Below are 23,708 nucleotides of genomic sequence, written 5' to 3' on the forward strand. Positions count from 1 at the left end.
CCCCCCCCCCCCCCCCCCCCCCCCCCCCCCCCCCCCCTCCCCCCCCCCCCCCCCCCCCCCCCCCCCCCCCCCCCCCCCCCCCCCCCCCCCCCCGCCCCTCTTTCTGGTGAGCGTGTCATCAGCGTCTGCGTCTGCGTCAGCGCCAGCCGCCGTTGCCGCCGCCGCGCTGGTTGCCGCCGCCGATCAGGTCCGGCGGGATGGTGATGCCGTCCCAGGGATCGTCGCCGCCCGGCTTGTCGTCGTCACCGCCGTCGTCACCGTCACCGCCGCCCGGCTTGTTGTCGCCGGGCTTGCCCTTGCCCTTGCCGTCCTTCGGGGCATCGGGAATGTGGACCTCGGCGAAGGGCGGCGCCTCCCGGCCGTCGAGCGCGCCGGTCATGGCGTCCCGCCAGATCGGGCCGGGTACCTCACCACCGAAGACGGCACCGTGGTACCGGCCACCGATCCTGATGGAGAACATCTCCACGTCCTGGCTCGGGCTGCCCACCCATACGGCGCCGGACAGGTTCGGGGTGTAGCCGACGAACCAGGCGTTCTTGCGGGCGTCCGTCGTACCCGTCTTGCCCGCGTTGTCGCGGCTGGTCAGGCCGGCCTTCTCACCCGTACCGGAGTCGACCACATCGCGCAGCAGCGAGTTGATGGTGTCGGCCGTCCGCTCCGACATCGCCTTGGTACAGCTCGTCTTCGGGACCTCGAGGCTCTTGCCGTCCGCCGTCTTGATCGACTCGATGGCGGTCGGGGTGCAGTACGTGCCGCGGTTGGCGAACGTGGCGTACGCGTTCGCCATGTTCAGCGGCGAGATGCCCTTCGAGCCGAGCGAGATGGCGGGCACCTCGGGCAGCTTCTCGTCGTTGCCCTGCACCACGCCCAGCTTGTTGGTCATCTCCACGACCGGGCACATCCCGATCTCGGCGATCATCTGGACGAAGTAGGTGTTGACCGACTTGGCCATCGCGTCCTTGAGCGCGTACGGGCCGACCTCCGACTCGTTCTCGTTCTCGACGTTGTCCCCCTGGTTCACCCAGGGCTTTCCGCTGCACGTCGACACGGACGACGGGTAGGGCATCTGGTACGGCGACGAGTACACCTGGGTCGGCGGCTTGCCCTGCTCCAGGGCGGCGGCCGCCACGAAGGGCTTGAACGTCGAGCCGACCGGGAAGCCGAAGTTCGAACCGCCCATGCGCTTGTTGACCGAGTAGTTGATCTGGGTCTCGTTCTTCCCGAAGCCGTACGGCCTCGACTGAGCCATCGCCATGATCTTGCCGGTGCCGGGCTGAACCATCGTCACCGCGGTGGCGACCTTGTCCGTCTGGTAGACGTGGTTGCTGATCGACTCCTGCGCCGACTTCTGCGCCTGCGGGTCGAGCGTGGTCTTGATCGTCAGACCGCCGCGGTTCCAGACCTTGCTGCGTTCCTCGCGGTTCTTCCCGAAGACCGGGTCGGAAAGGAAGACCTCGCGTACGTAGTCGCAGAAGAAGCCGGCACCGTCGACGGCCGTGATGCAGCCGTTCTTCGGCTTGCTGACCTTCAGCTTGATCGGGATGGCCTTGGCCCGCTCGGCCTCCGCCTCGCCGATGTCACCGACGGCGGCCATGCGCGACAGGACGACGTTGCGGCGCTTGGTGGCCTCCTGCACGTCGTTGACCGGGTCGTAGCGGCTCGGCGACTGGACGATGCCGGCCAGCATCGCCGACTCCTCCAGGGTCAGGTTCTTGGCCGGCTTGGAGAAGTACCGCTGGGCCGCGGCCTCGATGCCGTACGCCTGCTGCCCGAAGAAGGTGATGTTGAGGTAGTTCTCGAGGATCTTCTTCTTCCCGAGCTCCTCCTCGACCTGGATCGCGTACTTCAGCTCCTGGATCTTGCGGCCGAGGGTCTGCTGGGTGGCCTGGGCGACTTTGTCGGGGTCGTCGCCGGCCTCCTCCACGAAGACGTTCTTCACGTACTGCTGGGTCAGCGTCGAGGCGCCCTGGGCGACCCCGCCCGACTGGGCGTTCCGGTTGAGCGCGCGCAATACGCCCTTGAGGTCGATGGCGCCGTGCTCGTAGAAGCGCGAGTCCTCGATCGCGACGATCGCCTTCTGCATGTACGGGGAGATGTCCTTGAGGTCCACGACCGTGCGGTCACGGGAGTACACCGTGGCGATCTGCCCGCCCTGCGAGTCCAGGATCGTGGTGCGCTGGCTGAGCGGGGGGCGCTTGAGGTTGGCCGGGATCTCGTCGAACCCCTGGACCGTGCCCTTCGCCGCCAGCCCCAGCGCTCCCGCGGCGGGCAGGGCGATGCCGGCCAGTACGGCTCCGGCGAGCACGCTGACACCGACGAACTTGGCGGCCTGCTGGGCCCCGGTCAGGCCACCGCCCGAGCGCTTCTTTGGCATGGGGCAAGCCTAATCCGTCGGTAGTGGCGTTCCGAGGGAGCGGGTGGGTTACGGGATGTTCGCGTACCAGGTTGTGACATGGGCGCACGACCGGAGCGGTCCGGGAGCCCGAGGGCGCCTCGGGGCCTCCTCGGGGACTCCTCCGCGGCTCCGGGGCTCCGCGGCTCCGGGGCTCCGGGGCCTTCGAAGGGGCTCCCTCCTCGTTTTCCGGACACACGTACAGGCCTTGGCCTAAGCTGGTCACACCTGTCACAGCAGTCGCGCCCCCCGGTATGACCCGCGCGTTCCCGAGCCGCGCGGGACCATGTCCGTTTCCCCCTCATGCGTCAGCACGTGCCCTTTGTGGCTCACCCAGAACGCACCGCACTGCGTCATTTATTACGCATGTCCAGCGCTCACTCCCCTGGGTGATCTGCCGCGTACGCATAGTCCGTTCGGACCATTCAAGATTGGGCCCGAAGGGGGTGTTGCGCTGTGCCCACCTTCCGTAACGTCCTCAACTGGTGGCGGTGAATATGCCGCTGCCGCCGTGGGGGAGCCTCGATTCGGGAGAGGACGGCGCCGGTATGGGCTGGGTAGCTGACTGGAGTGCGCAGGCCGCCTGCCGCACTACCGATCCGGATGAACTGTTCGTACAAGGAGCGGCGCAGAACAGGGCCAAGGCCGTGTGTACCGGATGCCCGGTGCGGACGGAGTGCCTGGCCGACGCGCTGGACAACCGCGTCGAGTTCGGCGTGTGGGGCGGCATGACGGAGCGCGAACGCCGCGCACTGCTGCGCCGGCGGCCGACCGTCACGTCGTGGCGTCGGCTGCTGGAGACCGCGCGTACCGAGTACGAGCGGAGCGCGGGCATCCTGCCCGTCGCGCTGGACGACGACGAGACGTACGAGACGTACGCGGCAGTGGGATAGCCGTGGGACGGACGAGGTAGCAGCAGCAGGGGGACAGGCACGAGTCGTTCCCCGCAGGTCAGCGGCGCCCCGCGCAGTCGGCGGCGTCTTGCACGGCCAGCCGTGCCGTGTGCTGCCCAGTCAGCGGTGCGCTGCCCGGTTCAGCCGCTGCCCGCGCTGCGCGGTCAGGGCGTCTTGCTCAGTAGCTGTGCTTTGCGCGGCAGCGGTGCCTTGCGCCGTCAACAGTGCCCTGCACCGTCAACAGTGCTTGCCCAGTCAGCGGTGCGCGGTCAACAGCGCACTGCCTGGTTCAGCGGGCCCGGTGCCTCAGCGGTGTGCCGTGCGCGGTCAGCCGTGCCCTTCCGCGAGTCGGTCGCCGATGGCGCGGAGGCCCGACAGGTCGTGCACGTCGCCGGGGAGCGCCGGTACTTCCGTGACGGCCACCTCGGGGTGGAGCGCGGTGAAGCGGTCGCGCGTGCGCTTTTCCCGCGCGAGCACCTGCATCCGTTCGGCGTGCAGGCGAAGTAGACCCGCTGTCAGTTCCGCGACGGCGGGCGACGTGGTGTCGGCGGAGCCGACGGTGGCGGTGGCGACGCCGGTCGTGACGTCCGTGCTTGCTGCTGTGGTTTCGGGGGCCTCGGGCTCGGGAGAGGTGGTCTCGGGGCCACGAACACCAGTCTTCCCGGCCGCCTGATCCACAATGCGGCCCTCTTCAAGATTTTCCGCGGCGGCCAGCGCCCGCTCGGCGGACAACCGGACGGCCCCGCTGCCGTGTACGCGGTTGAGCACCAGCCCGGCCAGCGGCATCCGCTCCGCCGCCAGCCGCTCCACGAAGTACGCCGCCTCCCGCAGCGCGTCCCGCTCCGGCGCGGCCACCACGAGAAAGGCCGTGCCCGGGGCCTGGAGGAGCCGGTACGTGGCGTCCGCCCGCGTACGGAAGCCGCCGAACATGGTGTCCATCGCGGCCACGAACGTCTGTACGTCCCGCAGCAGCTGACCTCCCAACAGCTTGCCCAGGGTGCCCGTCATCATCGACATGCCGACATTCAGGAACTTCATTCCCGCCCGGCCGCCCACCTTCGCCGGCGCCATCAGCAGCTTGATGAACTTCCCGTCCAGGAACGACCCCAGCCGCTTCGGCGCGTCCAGGAAGTCCAGCGCGGATCGGGACGGCGGGGTGTCGACGATGATCAGGTCCCACTCCTCGCGCGCCCGTAGCTGTCCCAGCTTCTCCATCGCCATGTACTCCTGCGTGCCCGCGAAACCGGCCGACAGGGACTGGTAGAAGGGGTTGCCGAGGATGGCCGCCGCCCGCGCGGGCTCCGCGTGTCCCTCGACGATCTCGTCGAAGGTGCGCTTCATGTCGAGCATCATGGCGTGCAGTTCGCCGCCGCCCTTGATGCCGTCGACCCGGCGCGGAACGTTGTCGAGCTGGTCGATGCCCATCGACTGGGCGAGCCGGCGGGCCGGGTCGATCGTCAGGACGACGACCTTCCGCCCGCGCTCTGCCGCCCGTACGCCCAGGGCGGCCGCCGTCGTCGTCTTGCCGACACCGCCCGCGCCGCAGCACACGATGATGCGCGTCGCCGGGTCGTCCAGCAGCGGATCGACCTCCAGGCCGGGAGCCCCTTCGAGAGTCATGCACCCACCCCGAGCTTCCTGAGTTCCTTGGCCAGCCGGTAGAGACCGGCGATGTCCGCCCCTTCTCCGAGGAAGGGCAGTTCGTACGTCGGGACCTGAAGCTTCGCCAGCGCCTCCCGCTGCTCCCGCTCCAGCTCCACCCGCTGGGCGTGCTCGACGGCCTGGTCGAGGAGCGGGCCGACCAGCCGGGCCGAACCGCTGAGGCCCGCCGCGGCGAGCGCCTTGGTGATGTCCTTGCGGTGGTCGCCGGCGGCGGCCCGTACCGCGTCCTCGTCCAGTACGTGCGGGCGGACCATGTTGACCACGACGCCACCCACCGGCAGGTCCGCCTCACGCAGCTCGGCGATGCCGTCGGCGGTCTCCTGGACCGGCATCTCCTCCAGGAGGGTCACCAGGTGGACGGCCGTCTCCGGCGACTTCAGCACCCGCATGACCGCCTGGGCCTGATTGTGTATCGGGCCGATCTTGGCGAGGCCCGCCACCTCGTCGTTGACGTTCAGGAAGCGGGTGATCCGGCCGGTGGGCGGGGCGTCCATGACGACGTAGTCGTACACGAACCCCCCGTGTTTCTCCCGGCGGCGTACCGCCTCGCACGCCTTGCCGGTCAACAGGACGTCCCGTACGCCCGGCGCGATGGTGGTGGCGAAGTCGATGGCGCCGAGCTTCTTGAGGGCGCGGCCCGCCGAGCCGAGTTTGTAGAACATCTGGAGGTAGTCGAGGAGTGCGCGCTCGGCGTCGATGGCCAGCGCGTACACCTCGCCGCCGCCCGGCGCGACGGCGATCTTCCGCTCCTCGTACGGGAGCGCCTCCGTCTCGAAGAGTTGTGCGATGCCCTGTCTGCCCTCGACCTCGACGAGGAGGGTCCGCTTGCCCTCGGTCGCGAGGGCGAGCGCGAGGGCGGCGGCGACCGTCGTCTTACCGGTACCGCCCTTGCCGCTGACGACCTGGAGCCTGCTCACGTATTCGAGCCTAACCAGTAGTGCTGTGGGCCAGTCGCCCCCGGGTCGGTTTGGGCGGGTCAAGGCCGGGAGCCTCTCGTGCCCGAAGGGCGCCGGGGGAGAGGCGAGAACCGACTCCGGCGCGGAACGCGGGCGGCTGACGGCGGCGCAGACGGCGCATGGGGCGCAGACGGCACGTGCGGCGCAGACGGCACGTGCGGCGCATGCGGGGGGCGGCATCGGGAGGCGCTGCCGCCGCCCCGCTCGGGCTGGGGTGCCTGAGCAGGAGGCTGCCTTTGGCAGCGGCTACAGTCGGCTCCATGACCAAGTGGGAATACGCGACCGTGCCCCTTCTCGTGCACGCGACCAAGCAGATTCTGGACACCTGGGGCGAGGACGGCTGGGAGCTCGTCCAGGTCGTTCCCGGGCCGAACAACCCCGAGCAGCTCGTGGCGTACCTGAAGCGGGAGAAGCCGTGACCGGCCGCGTGGAGGCGACGCTCGCCGAACTCGGCCTGACCCTGCCGGACGTGGTGCCGCCGCTGGCGTCGTACCAGCCGGCGGTCCGGTCGGGCGTGTACGTGTACACGGCGGGCCAGCTTCCGATGGTGGACGGCAAGCTTCCGGTCACCGGCAAGGTGGGCGGCGAGGTCACCCCGGAGGAGGCCAAGAAGCTCGCGCGGATCTGCGCGCTCAACGCACTGGCCGCCGTGAAGTCGGTCGCGGGTGACCTGGACCGGATCGCCCGGGTCGTGAAGGTCGTCGGGTTCGTCGCCTCGGCGTCGGACTTCACCGGCCAGCCGGCCGTCCTCAACGGCGCCAGCGAGCTGCTGGGCGAGGTCCTGGGCGACAAGGGCGTCCACGCGCGCAGCGCCGTGGGCGTCGCGGTGCTCCCGCTGGACGCGCCGGTCGAGGTCGAGATCCAGGTGGAGCTGGTCGAGGACTGAGCGGCCTGTTCCGCCGGCCCGTGCGTCGGCCGGGCGCGCCCGGTGGGCCCCGGCCCTCCTCGGCGCGTGCGACGGCCGGTGTGTCGCCTGGCGCCGGGCTGGGTACGTCGGTCCGGTGCGTCGCCTGGTGCCGGGCCGGGTACGTCGGTCCGGTGCGCCGCCTGGTGCCGGGCCGGTACGTCGGTACGGTGCGACGGCCGGTACGTCCGGCGTGTGGGTCGGTTCCGTGTGTGGGCCAGTACTCCCGGCGCGTGCTCCGACCAGTGCGACGGCCGGGTACGTCGGTTCTGCCGGTCCGTGCGTCGGCCGCTAGGCCCGTCGCGTGGGTCGGTTCCGTTCCGCGTGTGGGGCGGGTGCGCCTGCTGCTCCGTGTGTCGGCCGGTGGTGCGCTGCGGTCCGGGGCCGCGGGGCCGTAGTCCGTGGGCCCGTGGCTCGTGGTCCGGCCGTACCCGCATCGGCGCCGCGTCGCGGGGGCGCGGGCCGGCCGCTTCCGGTCCCGTGCCCACGGCTGGGCGCGGGGCCGTTGCCGTAGCCACCTTTCCTCTCGAACATCTCGGCGGATGCGCATAGCATCCGGCCATGCCCAATGGTCAGTGGTACCCCCCGGAGTGGCCCGACCGCATCCGCGCGCTCGCCGGCGGCACGCTCACGGCCGTGACCCCGCGACGGGCCGCGACCGTCCTGCTGCTGCGCGACGGCGCCGGTGGGCCCGAGGTGCACATGTTGCGCCGGCGTACGTCGATGGCCTTCGCGGGCGGCGCGTACGCCTATCCGGGTGGCGGCGTCGACCCGCGCGACGAGAATCCCGTGCGGTGGGCGGGTCCGGCGCCCGCCGAGTGGGCGGCCCGGCTCGGCGTCGACGAGCCGGCCGAGGCGCAGGCCATCGTGTGCGCGGCGGTGCGTGAGACGTACGAGGAGTCCGGCGTCCTGCTCGCGGGCCCGACCGCCGACTCCGTCGTCGCCGACACGAGAGGCGACGACTGGGAGGCCGACAGGGCCGCTCTGGTGGCCCGTGAGCTGGCGTTCGCGGACTTCCTGGACCGGCGGGGCCTGGTGCTCCGCTCCGACCTGCTGGGCGCCTGGGCGCGCTGGATCACCCCCGAGTTCGAGCCCCGCCGCTACGACACGTGGTTCTTCGTGGCCGCCCTCCCGGCCGGCCAGCGGGCCTCCAACGCCTCGACGGAGGCCGACCGTACCGTCTGGATCCGCCCGGCGGAGGCCGCGGCGGGGTACGACCGCGGCGAGCTGCTGATGATGCCGCCGACGATCGCCACGCTGAGGGCCCTGGAGGGGTACGGGACGTCCGCCGAGGCACTGGCGGGGGCCCGGGACCAGGACCTCACCCCCGTACTGGCTCAGGCGCGTCTGGAGGGTGACCAGGTGGTGCTGAGCTGGCCGGGGCACGAGGAGTTCACCAAGCGGGTCGCCACGGGAGGTGGGGACGCATGACCGACGCAGCTTCCCTGCCCGGGCAGCCGCGTGGCGCCGTGGTCTCCGGCCCGGCGACCGAACGCGCCGTCAACGTCCTCGCGCCCAACCCGTCCGCGATGACGCTCGACGGCACCAACACCTGGATCCTCTCCGAGCCGGACTCGCCGCTCGCCGTCGTGGTCGACCCGGGCCCGCTGGACGAGACGCACCTGCGGCGGGTGATCGACACGGCCGAACAGCTGGGCAAGCGCGTCGCGCTGACGCTCCTCACGCACGGGCACCCGGACCACGCCGAGGGCGCGGGGCGGTTCGCCGAGCTGACGGGAACGGCCGTACGCGCGCTGGACCCGGCGCTGCGGCTCGGTGACGAGGGGCTGACCGCCGGGAAGGCCGTCGAGGTCGGCGGCCTCGAGCTGCGCGTCGTTCCGACGCCGGGGCACACCGCCGACTCGCTCAGCTTCCATCTGCCCGCCGACGGGGCGGTGCTGACGGGCGACACCATCCTCGGGCGCGGTACGACGATGGTGGCGCACCCCGACGGGCGGCTCGGGGACTACCTGGACTCCCTGCGGCGGCTGCGCTCGCTGACGGTCGACGACGGCGTCCACACCGTGCTGCCGGGCCACGGTCCGGTCCTGGAGGACGCCCAGGGGGCGGTCGAGTACTACCTGGCCCACCGTGCCACCCGGCTCGCCCAGGTCGAGACGGCCGTCGAGAACGGGTACCGGACGGCCGCCGAGGTCGTCGCGCACGTGTACGCGGACGTGGACCGGTCCCTGTGGCCGGCGGCCGAGCTGTCGGTGCGGGCGCAGCTTGAGTACCTGACGGAGCACGGCCTGATCTGAGGAGCCGCACGGCCCGAGCTGCGGGGCGGCACCGACCTGAGGGGACGGCACCGAACCGCGGGGCAACACAGCCCGACCTGGGGGGCGCGGTCTGGGTCCGGGGCGGCGATGGCCCATGCTTTACGCTCCGCTTACTTCTGTGCTCCGTCCCTGGGGGGATCTTCCGTGTTCGTCCTGTCCATCCTGTTGCTCATCGCCGCCGTGGTGCTGTTCTTCGTCGCGCGCGGCACCGAACGCCGCGGTCTGAGGCTCGGCGCCGCCGGTGCGCTGATCGCGGGCCTGTTCGCCGCCGTGACCAGCTGCGTACATGTGATCAGCGCGTACGAGGTCGGCGTCCCCGTCACGTTCGGCAAGGTGGGCGCGCCCATGACGTCGGGCATGAACCTCACGTCGCCGTTCACCAACGTCACCACCTTCTCCACGCGCCCGGTCGACCTGAACCTGTCCGACAAGGACGTCGTGGAGGTCCGTTCGTCGCAGGGCGGCGTGATGTACGCGGAGGTGACCGTGAAGTGGGCGGTCACCCCGGCCAAGGCGGTCGAGCTGTACAAGCTGGCCGGGAGCGAGGAGGCCATCCAGCAGCGCCTGGTCTTCCCGGACAGCCGCGAGATCATCCGTAACGTCTTCGCCCGCCACACGAGCGAGGAGGGCTACGCCTCCGCCCGTGAGCAGATCAACACCGAGATCGGCGATCTGATCAAGGAGCGGCTGGCTCCGCGCGGCATCGACGTGACGACCGTGAATCTGCGCAACGTGAAGCCGTCGGACCAGCTCCAGAGCCAGATCGACCGCAAGATCCAGCAGCAGCAGGCCACCGAACGGGCGACCGAGGCCGCGCGTACGGCGAAGGCGGAGGCGGAGCGGCGCCGGATCGAGGCGGAGGGCATCGCGCGGGCCAACAAGATCCTCAACGACTCCCTGACCGACAAGGTCCTGCTGAACCAGTGCATCGACGCCTACAAGGAGGCGTCCGCCAAGAACCCGGTGTACGCGGTCCCCTGTGGCGGCGGCAACGGCAACCCGCTGATCGTGGACGGCACGAAGAACTGACCCGGGCGGGTACGCGTACGACGAAGGGCCGCCCCGGTTCCCCCGGGGCGGCCCTTCCGCGTGTGCGGTGCGCGTACTAGCGCGAGCGCTTGGCGAGCCGCTCGACGTCCAGCAGGATCACGGCGCGCGCCTCCAGGCGCAGCCAGCCGCGGCCCGCGAAGTCGGCGAGCGCCTTGTTGACCGTCTCGCGGGAGGCGCCGACGAGCTGGGCCAGCTCCTCCTGGGTGAGGTCGTGCACGACGTGGATGCCCTCCTCGGACTGCACGCCGAAGCGGCGCGACAGGTCCAGGAGCGCACGGGCGACTCGACCCGGTACGTCGGAGAAGACCAGGTCGGACATCTGGTCGTTGGTCTTGCGCAGGCGGCGGGCGACAGCGCGCAGCAGGGCCGTGGCGACCTCGGGGCGGGCGTTCAGCCAGGGCTGGAGGTCACCGTGGCCGAGGCCGAGCAGCTTGACCTCGGTCAGGGCGGTCGCGGTGGCGGTACGCGGGCCCGGGTCGAAGAGGGACAGCTCGCCGATCAGCTCGCCGGGACCGAGGACGGCGAGCATGTTCTCGCGCCCGTCGGGGGACGTGCGGTGGAGCTTCACCTTGCCCTCGGTGACCACGTAGAGCCGGTCGCCCGGGTCGCCCTCGTGGAAGAGCGCGTCGCCACGGGCGAGCGTCACTTCACTCATCGAGGCGCGGAGCTCCGCGGCCTGCTCGTCATCGAGCGCCGCGAAGAGCGGGGCGCGCCGCAGAACGTCGTCCACGAGTTCTCTCCTATGTCGACCTGCTCAGGGACGTTGGGTCCCATGATGCCGGACGGTAAAACAGTGCGATCAATCACAACAAGTTTGACGCACTGGCACGCGTGTCCGTACGGCAGGGCCCCGATTGGGTCGTGATCGACCATGGTCGGGGCGGATGTCGGCGGTGGCGCTTAGGCTGGCCGGGTGTCCAATTCGCCGGTGAGAGCGCAGGCCGAGGGGGCCGGGAGAGTGTCCGGGGAACAGAATTCCGCTGTGGGCGAACACGTGTCGCCCGTGTCGACGAATGCCGCAAAAGCGGGCAAACCGACGAAGGGGACCAAGGCGGTCAAGGCGACCAAGCCGCCCAAACCGACCCGGTCGGCCGATGCGGCCGCGCCGCCCGAGCCCGTCCCGACGCCAGGGACCCCCGGGGCCGCCGAGCCGGCTGCGGCCCCTGCCGGGCAGGCTGAGCCGGCCGAGACCGCCAAGCCGGCCAGGGCGACCAGGACGCCTGCGACCGCCAAGTCGACAAAGGTTGCCGAGGCGGCCAAGGCAGCGAAGGCGACCAAGTCCGCGAGGGCAGCCAGAGCGACCGGGACGACCGGGACGCCTGCGACCGCCAAGGCGGCCGGGCCGACCACGGCGACCAAGTCGACAAAGGTCGCCAAGCCACCCACGACCACCAAGGCAGCCAAGACCGCCACGGCGACCAAAACCGCCAAGGCCGCCACGGCGACCGAGACCGCCAAGACCGCCAAATCAGCGAAGACCGCCAAGCCGGCCGCGACCACCCCGCCCGGCAGTGCGCCGCAGAAGGCGCCGCGGGCCTGGAAGGCGGAATCGCACCTGGCGATGGTGCGCCGAGCTCGCAAGATCAACCGCGAGCTGGCCGATGTGTATCCGTACGCCCATCCCGAGCTCGACTTCCGCAACCCCTTCGAGTTGCTCGTCGCGACCGTCCTGTCGGCCCAGACGACCGACCTGCGGGTCAACCAGACGACCCCCGCGCTGTTCGCGAAGTACCCGACACCGGAGGACATGGCGGCGGCGGTTCCGGAGGAGCTGGAGGAGATCATCCGGCCCACCGGCTTCTTCCGCGCCAAGGCCAGGTCCCTGCTGGGCCTGTCCGCCGCCCTGCGGGACAACTTCGGCGGTCAGGTCCCCGGCCGCCTGGAGGACCTGGTGAGCCTGCCGGGCGTGGGCCGCAAGACGGCGAACGTGGTCCTGGGCAACGCCTTCGGCGTACCGGGCATCACCGTGGACACGCACTTCGGCCGGCTGGTCCGGCGGTGGAAGCTGACCGAGCAGGAGGATCCGGAGAAGGTCGAGGCGGAGATCTGCGAGATCTTCCCCAAGTCCGAGTGGACGATGCTCTCGCACCGGGTGGTGTTCCACGGCCGGCGCATCTGCCACTCCCGGAAGCCCGCCTGCGGCGCCTGCCCGATCGCGCCGCTGTGCCCGGCGTACGGGGAGGGCGAGACGGACCCGGAGAAGGCGAAGAAGCTCCTGAAGTACGAGAAGGGCGGCTACCCGGGCCAGCGACTGGCCCCGCCCCCGGACTACCCGGGCCGCCCGGCGGCGCCCCTGGGGGCCGGTGACGAATGACGGAACGAATCAGTGGCTGAAACGCGTTGTGAAGCCGGGGGTGCCTATGACGCGCGCTGAAGAACACACGCACAACCGCGGGACCAACCGCCCGGCACCGCCGGCCGGTGCCCGGCCGACCCCGCCACCCGGCATCGAACCCACCGCCCCCCGCACCCCCCACCGCGGCCCCGCCCACCCGGAGCGCCCCGTCCCCACGCACCCCCGGGGCACCGCCCCGACGACCACCCCCGCGACCGCCACCGCCGCACGGGCCTCCACCGCCTCCGCTGCCTCCGCCGCCACCGCTTCCCGCCCGCAGCCGCCCGCCCGCGGCCGGGACGGGCTGGCATCGGTCACCGTGACCGAGGAGGGGCTGCCCGAGTGGCTGGAGCCGGTCGCGCGGGCGGCGCGGACCGTGGCGCCCGAGCAGCTCAGCCGGTTCCTGCCGCCCGAGCGCGGCGGCCGCCAGTCCGCCGTGCTCATCCTCTTCGGCGAGGGCGACCACGGCCCCGAGCTGCTGCTCATGGAGCGCGCCGGCAGCCTCCGCTCGCACGCCGGGCAGCTGTCCTTCCCCGGGGGCGCCCTCGACCCCGAGGACGGAGACCCCGACGCCGACGGGCTGCTGCGCGCCGCGCTGCGTGAGGCGGAGGAGGAGACGGGCCTCGACCCCGCCGGCGTACAGATCTTCGGCGTGCTGCCGCGGCTGTACATCCCCGTCAGCGGCTTCGTCGTGGCGCCGGTCCTCGGCTGGTGGCGTTCCCCGAGCCCGTTCCGTGCCGTCGACCCGGCGGAGACCGCCCGGGTCTTCACCGTGCCCGTGGCGGATCTCACGGACCCGGCCAACCGCGCCACCACCGTCCACCCCAGTGGACACCGCGGCCCGGCATTTCTGGTCGAATCGGCTCTGGTCTGGGGTTTCACCGCCGGAGTGATCGACCGGATCCTCCACTTCGCAGGCTGGGAGCGCCCCTGGGACCGGGAGAAGCAGGTCCCGCTCGACTGGCGCTCATGACAGGCTGACGCTGTGCTCCGCAGCCGAACGGGGCGACTGGGGCGACCGGAGACGAATCTGCGAGGCTAATGACGGTGAACGTGCTGGACATTCTGCTGCTGGTCGCCGCCGTGTGGTTCGCGATCGTCGGGTACCGCCAAGGTTTTGTCGTCGGCATCCTGTCGGTGATCGGCTTCCTCGGCGGCGGCCTCGTCGCGGTCTATCTCCTCCCGCTCGTCTGGGGGCCGCTGACGGACGGCGCCAAGGTGTCGACGACCGCCGCGATCATCGCGGTCGTCATCGTGATCGTCTGCGCCTCCGTGGGCCAGGCCTTCACCACCCACCTCGGCAACAAGCTGCGCCGTCACATCACTTGGTCACCCGCCCGCGCGCTGGACGCCACCGGCGGCGCCCTCGTCAACGTGGTGGCCATGCTGCTCGTCGCCTGGCTGATCGGCTCCGCCCTGGCCGGTACGTCCCTGCCGACGCTCGGCAAGGAGGTCCGGAATTCCAAGGTGCTGCTCGGCGTCTCGCGGGTGATGCCCGCCCAGGCCTCCACCTGGTTCGCCGACTTCTCCTCCGTACTGGCGCAGAACGGCTTCCCGCAGGTCTTCAGCCCGTTCGCCAACGAGCCGATCACCGAGGTCCGGGCCCCCGACCCGGCGCTCGCGGGCAGCCCGGTGGCCGCCCGCGCCAAGAGCTCCATCGTCAAGGTCGTCGGCACGGCGCCGAGCTGCGGCAAGGTCCTCGAAGGCACCGGTTTCGTCTTCGCCGAGCGCCGCGTGATGACCAACGCCCACGTCGTCGGTGGAGTCGACGAGCCGACCGTCCAGATAGGGGGCGAGGGCAGGCGGTACGACGCGAAGGTCGTGCTGTACGACTGGCAGCGCGACATCGCCGTACTGGACGTACCGGACCTGGAGGCGAAGCCGCTCCGGTTCACGGACGCGGACGCGCGCAGCGGCGACAACGCGATCGTCGCCGGCTTCCCGGAGAACGGCGCGTACGACGTCCGCTCGGCGCGCGTGCGCGGCCGGATCAACGCCAACGGCCCGGACATCTACCACCGAGGCGAGGTGCGCCGCGATGTGTACTCGCTGTTCGCGACGGTCCGCCAGGGCAACTCCGGCGGCCCGCTGCTCACCGCGGACGGCAGGGTGTACGGGGTGATCTTCGCGAGGTCCCTGGACGACCCGAACACCGGCTACGCCCTGACGGCGGACGAGATCCGCCAGGACATCGAGCTCGGCCGGACCGCCAACCAGCAGGTCGACAGCCAGGGCTGCGCCCTCTGACCGGCCGCCGCCCGGCAGGGCCCCGGCATCGGTGATCCGGGGACTTGCCGGAACGGCGACGCCCGATCAGCGCCCAGCGGCGCGTACGCCGGAGCAGCGTCGAGCCGCGCGTGCGCCGGAGGCGCGTTCAGTCGCGTGTATGCCGGAGGCGGGCCGAGACCCAGCGGGCTCGGCGGCGGAGGATGCGGGAGATCCCGAGTCGGGGATCCGGCCCCTGACCGGTCGGTGGACCGCTCCTCGGGGGAATCGGCGCAGAGGCCGAGCGGCGGTTCCGTGCTGAGTCAGCGTAGTCGTGCGTCCAGCCCATACCCCGACGTCTGCCCGGGCCCCAAGGTCGGTAACCGCCCCAGGGGCCGCCAATTGGCCTATGCGCCGGGCAATTGGCTGTTCGTCATACGAGCTGTTCGTCGTGCGGCTGTGTGCCCCCCCAGGCGCGGGGACGGGCACGGCGGGCGACTACCGGTCCGGCTCGGGGTCCTTGAGCCAGTTGATGAGCTCGGTGGAGAACGCCACCGGGTCCTCCTCATGGGGGAAATGGCCCAGCCCGTCGAACAGCCGCCACCGGTACGGAGCTTCCACGTACTCGCCGGAACCCGCCGCGCTGCGCGTACGCATCGCCGGGTCCAGGGAGCCGTGCAGGTGCAGTGTGGGAACCCGCACCGGGCGCTTCATACGGCGGTTGAACTGGATCCCGTCAGGACGGGCGAGGGACCGCACCATCCACCGGTACGGCTCGATCGAGCAGTGCGCGGTCGACGGGATGGCCATCGCCCGCCGGTACACGTCGATCGTCTCCTCACCCAGCTCCTGGCCCGGCCCCGACCAGTCGCGGATCAGCCGCCCGACCAACGCCGCGTCATCGGCCACGAGCTGACGCTCAGGCAGCCACGGCCGCTGGAAGCCCCATACGTACGAGCCGGCGCGCGACTGCGAGAAGTCCGCCAGCATCGCCGAACGCCACCGTCGCGGGTGCGGCATCGACGAAACGGCCAGCCGGCGCACCAGCTTCGGCCGCATCACCGCCGCCGTCCACGCCAGGTACCCGCCCAGGTCGTGCCCGACCAGCGCCGCGTCCGGTTCGCCGAGCGACCGCACCACGCCCGTGATGTCGAGCGCCAGGTTCGCCGGGTCGTATCCCCGAGGCGTACGGTCACTGCCGCCCACGCCGCGCAGGTCCATCGCGACCGCCCGGAACCCCGCGTCGGCGAGCGCGGGCAGCTGGTGCCGCCACGTCCACCAGAACTGCGGGAATCCGTGCAGCAGCAACACCAGCGGGCCGTCGCCCATCTCGGCGATATGGAAGCGCGCCCCATTGGCCGCCACGTCGCGATGTGTCCAGGGACCATCGATACGTACGGGACTGCCGGAATTGCTCTCAGGGACGGTCATGCAGACGAGCGTGCCACAACCTCGGCCTCGTCCTTGACCGGAAGGGCGGGACGAATCGGACGCCCGGCGGCCTCACGCGGGTGCGGCTTGGCGTTTCCGAACACGGCGGCGGTCCGCTTGGCCGAGGCCATGGACCGCTCCGGCGGCTTGACCTTCTTGAACTTGGTCACCGCGAGCAGCGCCAGCAGCCCGGCCAGCACCAGGTACGCGCCGCCGACGATCAGGAAGGACCAGGCGAGCCCGAGTCCCAGGTTGTGGATGCCGTACGCCGCGGCGAAGCTCAGCACGGGAAGCGAGAAGAGCGCGAAGACGCCCGCGACGCTGAGGGCCGCACCGCCCATCACGCCGCGCTTGACGTCCTGTCGCAGTTCGGCCTTGGCCAGCGCGATCTCGTCGTGCACCAGTGCGGACATCTCGGCGGTCGCCGAGGCGACCAGCTGGCCGAGACTGCGCTCCGCACCAGGTCCACCATTGTCGGCGGGGTAGCTCATCGTCTCGCTCCCTCTTCTCTCCTACGGTCCGACCTCAGATCATGCCGGACGGTCGCGGTCTGTGCGCGATCCCCCTGCCACATCGGCCCGCCCGGCCGTCTCCGCGTCCGTCTCCGTGTCCGCCTCCGCGTCCGTCTCCCCGCCCGTTTCGGCAGCCGTTTCCGGGTCCGTTCCGTCGGCCGTCCCCCTCTCCACAGCCGTCTTCGCGGCGGCCTCCTCGGCGAGTCGCCGGTGCTCGGCGGCCTTGTACTCGTGGATCTCCGCCATCCGCAGGTGGTACGCGGGGTCGTGCTGCTCGTAGATGTCCGGAATGCCGTCCATGTCTTCGTCCCGCTCCTCCTCCTCGAGGAGCGCCCGGTACTTGCGCACCCGCAGCTTCAGCAGGATCGCGGCGAGGACGGCGGCGATGAGCGAGCCCATCAGGACCGCCGCCTTGACCTGGTCGGTCAGCCCGGCGTTCCCGGCGAAGGCCAGCTCCCCGATGAGCAGCGAGACGGTGAAGCCGATGCCCGCGAGGGTGGCGACCGCGAAGAGGTCCGCCCAGGTGAGGTCCTGGTTGAGCGACGCCCGGGTGAAGCGGGCCGCCAGCCACGTACCCCCGAAGATCCCGAAGGCCTTGCCCACCACCAGGCCCAGCACCACACCGAGGGTCTCCGGCTTGGTGAAGACGTCGGCCAGTGCGCCGCCGGAGACGGAGACGCCCGCTGAGAACAGTGCGAACAGCGGCACCGCGAAACCGGCCGACAGGGGCCGCACCAGATGCTCGATGTGCTCGCCCGGGGATTGTTCCTCGCCCTCGCGGCGCGTGCAGCGGAGCATCAGGCCCATGGCGACGCCGGCGATGGTGGCGTGGACGCCGCTGTTGTACATCAGGCCCCAGATCACCAGGGCGAGCGGGATGTACACGTACCAGCCGCGTATACCGGTGCGCAGCAGCACCCAGAAGACGACCAGGCCGGCGAAGGCGCCCGCGAGCGCCGCGAAGTTCAAGTCGTTGGTGAAGAAGATCGCGATGATCAGGATCGCGAACAGGTCGTCGACGACGGCCAGGGTGAGGAGGAACGCGCGCAGCGCGGACGGCAGTGAGGTGCCGATCACGGCGAGGACGGCGAGCGCGAAGGCGATGTCGGTGGCGGTCGGGACCGCCCACCCGGCCGTCGAGCCGCCTCCGCCGACGCTGACGAGCGTGTAGACGAGCGCCGGGGCGATCATTCCGCAGAGCGCGGCGATCACCGGGAGCGCGGCCGCCTTCGGGTCGCGCAGTTCGCCCGCGACGAGCTCGCGCTTGAGTTCGATGCCGGCGACGAAGAAGAACACGGCCAGCAGCCCGTCCGCCGCCCAGTGCTGGAGGGACAGGTCCAGGCCGAGGGCGGCCGGGCCCATGTGGAAGTCGCGTACGGACTCGTAACTGCCGCTGATCGGGGTGTTCGCCCAGACGAGGGCGGCGACGGCGGCGAGGAGGAGCAGGACACCGCCCACCGTCTCCGCCCGCAGCGCGTTCGCAATGTACGTCCGCTCGGGGAGCGAGAGACGGGCGAGGAACGTGCGCGGGGGGCTGGAGTTCGGCGCGGCCACGGTGGCGGACCTCCGGTCGGTTCGGCGGGCATGACGAAACGCATTGCCGACCAGACTTCCCGGCGCACCTTGAGACTCGTGTTCATCGTGTTGACGCGGCTCTTACCGTACCCGGTGTACGCGAGGGCATATCCGGTGAAAGCCACTTTATGTGTGAAGAGGGCATCCGGCGCGTCGTCGACGGATGCCCTCTCCTGTGGGGCCGAGCCGGGTCAGTCCTCGCTGGAGGCCGTCGGCAGTTTGGACTGGATCAGGTCCATGACGGACGAGTCCGTCAGCGTGGTGACGTCACCGAGCTGCCGGTTCTCCGCCACGTCCCGCAGCAGTCGGCGCATGATCTTGCCGGAGCGCGTCTTGGGCAGCTCGGCCACCGGCAGGATGCGCTTGGGCTTGGCGATCGGGCCGAGCGTCGCGCCGACGTGGTTGCGCAGGTCGCCCACGAGCGCGTCGTCCTCGCTGGCCGTGCCGCGCAGGATCACGAACGCCACGATGGCCTGACCGGTCGTCTCGTCCGCCGCGCCCACGACCGCCGCCTCGGCGACCTTCGGGTGCGACACGAGAGCCGACTCCACCTCGGTCGTGGAGATGTTGTGGCCGGAGACGAGCATGACGTCGTCGACCCGGCCGAGCAGCCAGATGTCGCCGTCGTCGTCCTTCTTGGCGCCGTCACCGGCGAAGTACTTGCCCTCGAAGCGGGACCAGTAGGTGTCGATGAACCGCTGGTCGTCGCCCCAGATGGTGCGCAGCATCGACGGCCACGGCTCGGTGAGGACCAGGTATCCGCCCCCGCCGTCGGGGACCTCGTTCGCCTCGTCGTCGACGACGGTGGCCGAGATGCCCGGGAGCGGGCGCTGGGCGGAGCCCGGCTTGGTCTCGGTGACGCCCGGCAGCGGCGAGATCATCATCGCGCCGGTCTCGGTCTGCCACCAGGTGTCCACGACCGGGGTCCTGCCGCCGCCGATGTTCTCCCGGTACCAGATCCACGCCTCGGGGTTGATCGGCTCGCCGACCGACCCCAGGACCCGGAGGCTCGACAGGTCGAACTTGGCGGGGATGTCGTCTCCCCACTTCATGAACGTACGGATGGCGGTGGGAGCCGTGTAGAGGATCGTGACGCCGTACTTCTGCACGATCTCCCAGAACCGGCCCTGGTGCGGGGTGTCCGGGGTGCCCTCGTACATCACCTGCGTCGCGCCGTTGGCCAGTGGCCCGTACACGATGTACGAGTGGCCGGTCACCCAGCCGATGTCGGCGGTGCACCAGTAGACGTCGGTCTCCGGCTTGAGGTCGAAGACCGCGTGGTGTGTGTACGCCGCCTGGGTGAGGTAGCCGCCCGAGGTGTGCAGGATGCCCTTAGGCTTACCCGTCGTACCGGACGTGTAGAGGATGAAGAGCGGGTGCTCCGCGTCGAACGCCTCGGGGGTGTGCTCGGCCGACTGGCGGGGGACGATGTCGTCCCACCACACGTCACGGCCCTCGGTGAACGCGGTGTCCTGGCCGGTGCGGCGCACCACCAGGACGTGCTCGACCTGCGGGCACTTGGCGACGGCCTCGTCGATGGCCGGCTTGAGCGCGGACGGCTTGCCGCGCCGGTAGCCGCCGTCGGCAGTGATGACCAGCTTGGCGTCGGCGTCCTGGATGCGTGAGGCGACGGCATCGGCCGAGAACCCGCCGAAGACGACCGAGTGCGCGGCACCGATGCGGGCACAGGCCAGCATGGCGACGGCGGCCTCGGGGATCATCGGCATGTACACCGCGACCCGGTCGCCCTTGCGGACGCCGAGCTCGGTCAGCGCGTTGGCCGCCTTCGAGACCTCGTCCTTGAGCTCGGCGTAGGTGATGGCGCGGCTGTCGCCCGGCTCGCCCTCGAAGTGGATGGCGACCCGGTCGCCGTGCCCGGCCTCGACGTGCCGGTCGACGCAGTTGTACGCGACGTTGAGCGTGCCGTCGGCGAACCACTTCGCGAAGGGCGGGTTCGACCAGTCGAGGGTCTCGGTCGGCTCGGTGGCCCAGCTGAGGCGCCGTGCCTGCTCGGCCCAGAAGCCAAGCCTGTCCGCCTCGGCCTGCTCGTACGCGTCCGCCGTCACATTGGCGTTCGCAGCCAGCTCGGCGGGCGGTGCGAACCGCCGCTCCTCCTTCAGAAGGTTGGCCAGGCTCTCGTTGCTCACGACATCTCCCATTCCCGGGGCGTCCGATGTGTCCCAGCCCATAGCTCATCAGCCAGATGCCCGGGTGACAAGAGCTTCCAGCCGATTGGTTTAGACCTGTTGGCGGGTGGCTCGTACGGGTACCGGCTGACGGGGTGAACGGGACCAGGTGGTCAAGTGGCCCCTCCTCCCCGGGCGGTGGGGAGAAGGGGCCACCGACCACTCCCACGGATGCGGCCCGCCGGAGGTTCACGGTGCCGACGACATGCGGCCGGTTGGCGGCTTGGCCGGGTGCTCGGTCGGTCGAGTGATCGGTCGGGCGGTCGGCCCCTCGGCCAGTCCGTCCCTCGGCTGTTCGGCCGCTTGGCCGCTTGGCCGCTTGGCCGAGTGATTCGGTTGGCCGGGTGCTCGGTCGGTCGAGTGATCGGTCGGGCACCGGTTGGCTCGGGTGGCCGACAGCCGGCGGTCGGCGGGCGGGGTCGATGGTCGGGGCCGACGGCCAGGCCGACGGCCGGGTGGCCGATCTGCGGGTCCCGGCGCGGGCGGGTGGCCGATCGGCAGGTCCCGGCGCGGCGGCGGTCAGGCGGGTGCTCCCTCCTTCGACGAGGGCCGGGACGGCGGCCGGTTCGGCGAGTGGGAAGAGGAGGGAGGCACGGGGGACGTGGGGAAGGGGGTGACGGCCGTGTCGGCGGTGCAGAGGAAGGAACGGCTCGGCTTCGCGAGGGCCGTCGGGGCGACCCAGTGGAAGACGGAGCTCTCCCCGCCCGTACGCGTGCCGTCAGCCCGAGCGGTGTCCGCCGGCATGCCGTCCGCCCGTGTGCCACCGCTCGTACGCGTATCGGGGTCCGACAGCAGGTACGCCTGCGCCTCACCCACGTGGAAATACATCCCGTGCAGCTCCAGCGTCCCCTCCGCGAGGCGCCGCGCCACGGCCTCGTACGCCTTCAGATGCTCCAGTTGCTGGACCACGTTGGTCAGGCACAGTTGCTCGGCCGCGTCGGCGGGCAGTCTGCCCGTGCTGTCGCCGGACGGGCCGCCGGACAGCCGGGCCCAGGTGCGGTGCGTGCTCTTCATCCGCTCCAGGCTCGGCATCCCGTGCCGGAGCCAGCGCCGCAGCGGTGTCTGGGGCGCCGTGCGGGGCGCGTCCGGGTCGCAGCTCAGCAGGGTCTGCATCGCCCCGCAGTCGGAGTGCCCGCACACGGTGATGGACTGCACGCGCAGGACCTCCACCGCGTACTCGATGGCGGCCGCCACGGAGTCGTCCCCGCTCTCCGCGCCCGGCATCGGCACCAGATTGCCCACATTGCGCACGGTGAACAGGTCGCCCGGACCGCTCGCCGTGATCATGCTGGTGACGAGCCGGGAGTCGGCGCACGTCAGGAACAGCTGCGACGGCCGCTGGCCCTCCCTCGCGAGCCTGGCCAGCTCTTCACGCACCAGCGGGGCCGTGTTGCGCTGGAAGGAGCTGAGCCCGCTCGCCAGTTGATGCCCCTTCATGTGCAGCTTGGGCTCGGCCGCGGTGTGTTCCCCGCAGTGGTGGTTGCGCCAGGGCGTCCATGGGCGGCAGCAGGCGTGGGTGCCCGCGCCGGGCTCCGCGATCCGTACTCCGGTGCGGCCGGTCATCTCGACCTGCCCGCCCCGGGCCACATGGGACATCTGCCAGTCCTGGAGGGTCTCGTAGGCCGCGTGGTCCATGAACGAACCGTCCAGCTCGACGACGGCGCTCGCCCCCTGGGGAATCTGGTGCAGCGCCCGGCTCAGCCGGGGCACGGCCAGGAAGGTGAGCTGCCCTCGGACCTTGACGTGTTCCACGTCCCCCTTGGTCTCCTTGGTGATCCGTGTCCTGGTGAGCCGGTGCATGGCGACACCGCTGGCCACGACGATGCCGAGCGCCACGCCCTCCAGGATCCCGATGAGGACGACCCCGGACACCGTCACGGCGTAGACCAGCACCTCCCGGTGGCGGGTGACGCTGCGGATGTGGGTGATGCTGACCATCTGGATGCCGATGGCCATGACGAGGGCGGCGAGCGCGGGCAGCGGGATCAGGTCGATCACCGGTACGAGGACGAGGGCGGCCAGCACCACCCACAGGCCGTGCAGCATCGTGGAGTGCCGGCTGACCGCGCCCGCCGACACATTCGCCACGCTGCGCACGGCGACGCCCGCGACCGGCAGGCCGCCGAGCGCGCCGGAGACGATGTTCGCGGCCCCCTGCCCCCTCAGCTCCCGGTCGAGGTCGGAACGCGGCACATGGACCGTGGTGTCCTTGCGGGCGGCCACCAGCTTGTCGACGGCCACGGCCGACAGCAGGGACTGGACGCTGGTGACCAGCGTGATGGTCAGGACGCCCACGGCGATGCCCAGGACGGGCCCCTCCGGCAGCCCGGGAAGCGCGTGACTGCTCCAGGAGGGCAGGTCGACGCGGGGTACGCCGATTCCGGCGGCGACGGCCAGCACGGTCGCGGCGGCCACGGCCGCGAGGGCTGCGGGCACCTTCCGAAGGCCACCGCCCAGTCGTCCGGGGAGGCGCGGCCACACCAGCAGGACGACGACCGTCGCCACGCTCACAGAGACCGCGGCCGTGTGCAGGCCGGCCAACTGGGCCGGCAGCCCGAGGACGTTGTCCACGGCGGAACTCTGCGGCGTACCGCCGAGGACCACGTGGAGCTGGGCGAGGGCGATGGTGACACCGATGCCGGCCACCATGCCGTGCACGATCGCCGGCGACACCACGAGCGCCGAGCGGGCCACCCGCAGCGCCGACAGGGCGAGTTGGGCGAGCCCGGCCATGACGGTGATCGCGCAGGTGGTGCGCCAGCCGTACTTCTGGATCAGCTCGGCGGTGACCAGCGTCAGCCCGGCGGCCGGGCCGCTGACCTGCAGCGGTGAGCCGCCGAGCCGGCCGGCGACGATACCCCCGACCGCGGCGGCCACCAGGCCGGCCTGGAGGGGCGCGCCGGTGGCGAGGGCGATGCCGAGCGAGAGCGGTAGGGCGATGAGGAAGACCGCGAGGGAGGCGGAGACGTCGGCACCCGCGACGGGGAACCGGCGCCCGCCCCCGGACGACGGCGGGCTGTGCGGCCGCTTGAATCGTGGCCTCGCGGCGGCGCGGAACGTACGGCCGGGGCGGTTCGTGCGGGCCGGGATGCAGGCAGTCATGATTTCCCGTCTCCTCCGGGGCGGCGCGGTCGCGGTTACGTGCGGGTCGAACGAACGTGGGGTCGCGGCCGTGGGTCACGGCGTGCAGCGGCGGGAGTGTGCCAACTCTCTGTAAACAGATCGTAATGCAGAGTAAAGACTCCGGCATTATTTTCGATGCAAATAGGGCAATGTTTCACCTCATTCAGTGATTAGTCGTTCTAGTGCGGCTTGTCGTATCTTTATA

The 23,708-nt window shown here is 71.2% G+C and carries 19 protein-coding genes; 9 read left to right on the forward strand and 10 right to left on the reverse strand.

The genetic code is table 11. The features are described 5' to 3' along the window. Positions 1-136: 136 nt before the first annotated feature. Complete coding sequence (locus ACZ6C1_RS23710) at positions 137-2,374, reverse strand: transglycosylase domain-containing protein (protein ID WP_469243122.1); 2,238 nt, start codon at positions 2,372-2,374, stop codon at positions 137-139. 566 nt (positions 2,375-2,940) lie between these two features. On the opposite strand from ACZ6C1_RS23710, the gene ACZ6C1_RS23715 reads away from it, so the two are divergent. Next, positions 2,941-3,285, forward strand: a complete 345-nt coding sequence (locus tag ACZ6C1_RS23715; protein ID WP_058940833.1) for a WhiB family transcriptional regulator — start codon at positions 2,941-2,943, stop codon at positions 3,283-3,285. Positions 3,286-3,612: 327 nt separating this feature from the next. Here ACZ6C1_RS23715 and bagB read toward each other — a convergent pair whose 3' ends face one another. Together bagB and bagA are read right to left on the reverse strand one after the other, a co-directional pair. Next, the gene (gene bagB / locus ACZ6C1_RS23720) at positions 3,613-4,905 is read right to left on the reverse strand and encodes an ATPase BagB (protein ID WP_469243120.1); all 1,293 of its coding nucleotides are present in this window, start codon (positions 4,903-4,905) and stop codon (positions 3,613-3,615) included. Further along, positions 4,902-5,864 (reverse strand): ATPase BagA, encoded by a 963-nt coding sequence (gene bagA, locus ACZ6C1_RS23725; protein WP_469243118.1) that lies wholly within the window; start codon positions 5,862-5,864, stop codon positions 4,902-4,904. The genes bagB and bagA overlap by 4 nt, the downstream gene beginning before the upstream one ends. Before the next feature lie 299 nt (positions 5,865-6,163). Here bagA and ACZ6C1_RS23730 point away from each other — a divergent pair, with 299 nt between their 5' ends. The 5 genes from ACZ6C1_RS23730 to ACZ6C1_RS23750 all read left to right on the forward strand — a co-directional run bounded on the left by ACZ6C1_RS23730 (position 6,164) and on the right by ACZ6C1_RS23750 (position 10,115). Then, positions 6,164-6,322 (forward strand): DUF4177 domain-containing protein, encoded by a 159-nt coding sequence (locus ACZ6C1_RS23730; RefSeq protein ID WP_019992579.1) that lies wholly within the window; start codon positions 6,164-6,166, stop codon positions 6,320-6,322. Next, positions 6,319-6,789: a RidA family protein gene (locus ACZ6C1_RS23735; RefSeq protein WP_469243116.1), complete on the forward strand. Its 471-nt coding sequence runs from the start codon at positions 6,319-6,321 to the stop codon at positions 6,787-6,789. Before ACZ6C1_RS23730 ends, ACZ6C1_RS23735 begins: the two co-directional genes overlap by 4 nt. A 579-nt stretch (positions 6,790-7,368) precedes the next feature. Continuing rightward, positions 7,369-8,238 carry an NUDIX hydrolase gene (locus ACZ6C1_RS23740; RefSeq protein ID WP_469243114.1) on the forward strand — a complete coding sequence of 290 codons (870 nt, stop codon included), beginning with the start codon at positions 7,369-7,371 and terminating at the stop codon, positions 8,236-8,238. Then, entirely contained in the window at positions 8,235-9,065 is an 831-nt protein-coding gene (locus tag ACZ6C1_RS23745) for an MBL fold metallo-hydrolase (RefSeq protein ID WP_469243112.1), read from the forward strand. Before ACZ6C1_RS23740 ends, ACZ6C1_RS23745 begins: the two co-directional genes overlap by 4 nt. A 165-nt stretch (positions 9,066-9,230) precedes the next feature. Then, positions 9,231-10,115, forward strand: coding sequence for a prohibitin family protein (locus tag ACZ6C1_RS23750; protein ID WP_469243110.1), 885 nt, complete (start codon positions 9,231-9,233; stop codon positions 10,113-10,115). A 76-nt stretch (positions 10,116-10,191) separates the two neighbouring features. Here the strand turns inward: ACZ6C1_RS23750 and ACZ6C1_RS23755 are convergent, their stop codons facing one another. Continuing rightward, positions 10,192-10,866, reverse strand: a complete 675-nt coding sequence (locus ACZ6C1_RS23755; RefSeq protein ID WP_014046869.1) for a Crp/Fnr family transcriptional regulator — start codon at positions 10,864-10,866, stop codon at positions 10,192-10,194. A 252-nt stretch (positions 10,867-11,118) separates the two neighbouring features. On the opposite strand from ACZ6C1_RS23755, the gene nth reads away from it, so the two are divergent. The 3 genes from nth (at position 11,119) to ACZ6C1_RS23770 (ending at position 14,718) form a co-directional block, all read left to right on the forward strand. Continuing rightward, on the forward strand, positions 11,119-12,450 hold the full coding sequence (nth, locus tag ACZ6C1_RS23760) for an endonuclease III (RefSeq protein ID WP_469243108.1): 1,332 nt from the start codon (positions 11,119-11,121) through the stop codon (positions 12,448-12,450). A 325-nt stretch (positions 12,451-12,775) separates the two neighbouring features. Continuing rightward, complete coding sequence (locus ACZ6C1_RS23765; protein WP_469243200.1) at positions 12,776-13,444, forward strand: NUDIX hydrolase; 669 nt, start codon at positions 12,776-12,778, stop codon at positions 13,442-13,444. A 74-nt stretch (positions 13,445-13,518) separates the two neighbouring features. Continuing rightward, the gene (locus ACZ6C1_RS23770) at positions 13,519-14,718 is read left to right on the forward strand and encodes a MarP family serine protease (RefSeq protein WP_469243106.1); all 1,200 of its coding nucleotides are present in this window, start codon (positions 13,519-13,521) and stop codon (positions 14,716-14,718) included. A gap of 127 nt (positions 14,719-14,845) precedes the next feature. On the opposite strand, the gene ACZ6C1_RS23775 is transcribed toward ACZ6C1_RS23770, so the two are convergent. The 6 genes from ACZ6C1_RS23775 to ACZ6C1_RS23800 form a co-directional block, all read right to left on the reverse strand. After that, on the reverse strand, positions 14,846-15,025 hold the full coding sequence (locus tag ACZ6C1_RS23775) for a hypothetical protein (RefSeq protein ID WP_469243104.1): 180 nt from the start codon (positions 15,023-15,025) through the stop codon (positions 14,846-14,848). A 149-nt stretch (positions 15,026-15,174) separates the two neighbouring features. Beyond that, positions 15,175-16,107, reverse strand: coding sequence for an alpha/beta fold hydrolase (locus tag ACZ6C1_RS23780; protein ID WP_469243102.1), 933 nt, complete (start codon positions 16,105-16,107; stop codon positions 15,175-15,177). Beyond that, positions 16,104-16,598, reverse strand: coding sequence for a phage holin family protein (locus ACZ6C1_RS23785; protein WP_469243100.1), 495 nt, complete (start codon positions 16,596-16,598; stop codon positions 16,104-16,106). The genes ACZ6C1_RS23780 and ACZ6C1_RS23785 overlap by 4 nt, the downstream gene beginning before the upstream one ends. 39 nt (positions 16,599-16,637) lie before the next feature. Further along, complete coding sequence (nhaA, locus tag ACZ6C1_RS23790) at positions 16,638-18,173, reverse strand: Na+/H+ antiporter NhaA (protein ID WP_469243098.1); 1,536 nt, start codon at positions 18,171-18,173, stop codon at positions 16,638-16,640. A 212-nt stretch (positions 18,174-18,385) separates the two neighbouring features. Continuing rightward, positions 18,386-20,341: an acetate--CoA ligase gene (gene acs / locus ACZ6C1_RS23795; RefSeq protein WP_469243097.1), complete on the reverse strand. Its 1,956-nt coding sequence runs from the start codon at positions 20,339-20,341 to the stop codon at positions 18,386-18,388. Positions 20,342-20,899: 558 nt separating this feature from the next. Continuing rightward, complete coding sequence (locus ACZ6C1_RS23800) at positions 20,900-23,482, reverse strand: bifunctional SulP family inorganic anion transporter/carbonic anhydrase (RefSeq protein WP_469243096.1); 2,583 nt, start codon at positions 23,480-23,482, stop codon at positions 20,900-20,902. Positions 23,483-23,708: the final 226 nt, after the last annotated feature.

Source organism: Streptomyces sp. NPDC041796, from assembly GCF_055590785.1.

Coding starts and splice junctions, on each gene's coding strand:
- ACZ6C1_RS23715 (WP_058940833.1), top strand. CDS start 2,941: ATGGGCTGGGTAGCTGACTGGAGTGCGCAGGCCGCCTGCCGCACTACC.
- ACZ6C1_RS23780 (WP_469243102.1), bottom strand. CDS start 16,107: ATGACCGTCCCTGAGAGCAATTCCGGCAGTCCCGTACGTATCGATGGT.
- ACZ6C1_RS23785 (WP_469243100.1), bottom strand. CDS start 16,598: ATGAGCTACCCCGCCGACAATGGTGGACCTGGTGCGGAGCGCAGTCTC.
- ACZ6C1_RS23740 (WP_469243114.1), top strand. CDS start 7,369: ATGCCCAATGGTCAGTGGTACCCCCCGGAGTGGCCCGACCGCATCCGC.
- ACZ6C1_RS23745 (WP_469243112.1), top strand. CDS start 8,235: ATGACCGACGCAGCTTCCCTGCCCGGGCAGCCGCGTGGCGCCGTGGTC.
- ACZ6C1_RS23730 (WP_019992579.1), top strand. CDS start 6,164: ATGACCAAGTGGGAATACGCGACCGTGCCCCTTCTCGTGCACGCGACC.
- ACZ6C1_RS23800 (WP_469243096.1), bottom strand. CDS start 23,482: ATGACTGCCTGCATCCCGGCCCGCACGAACCGCCCCGGCCGTACGTTC.
- bagB (WP_469243120.1), bottom strand. CDS start 4,905: ATGACTCTCGAAGGGGCTCCCGGCCTGGAGGTCGATCCGCTGCTGGAC.
- ACZ6C1_RS23775 (WP_469243104.1), bottom strand. CDS start 15,025: ATGGGCTGGACGCACGACTACGCTGACTCAGCACGGAACCGCCGCTCG.
- ACZ6C1_RS23710 (WP_469243122.1), bottom strand. CDS start 2,374: ATGCCAAAGAAGCGCTCGGGCGGTGGCCTGACCGGGGCCCAGCAGGCC.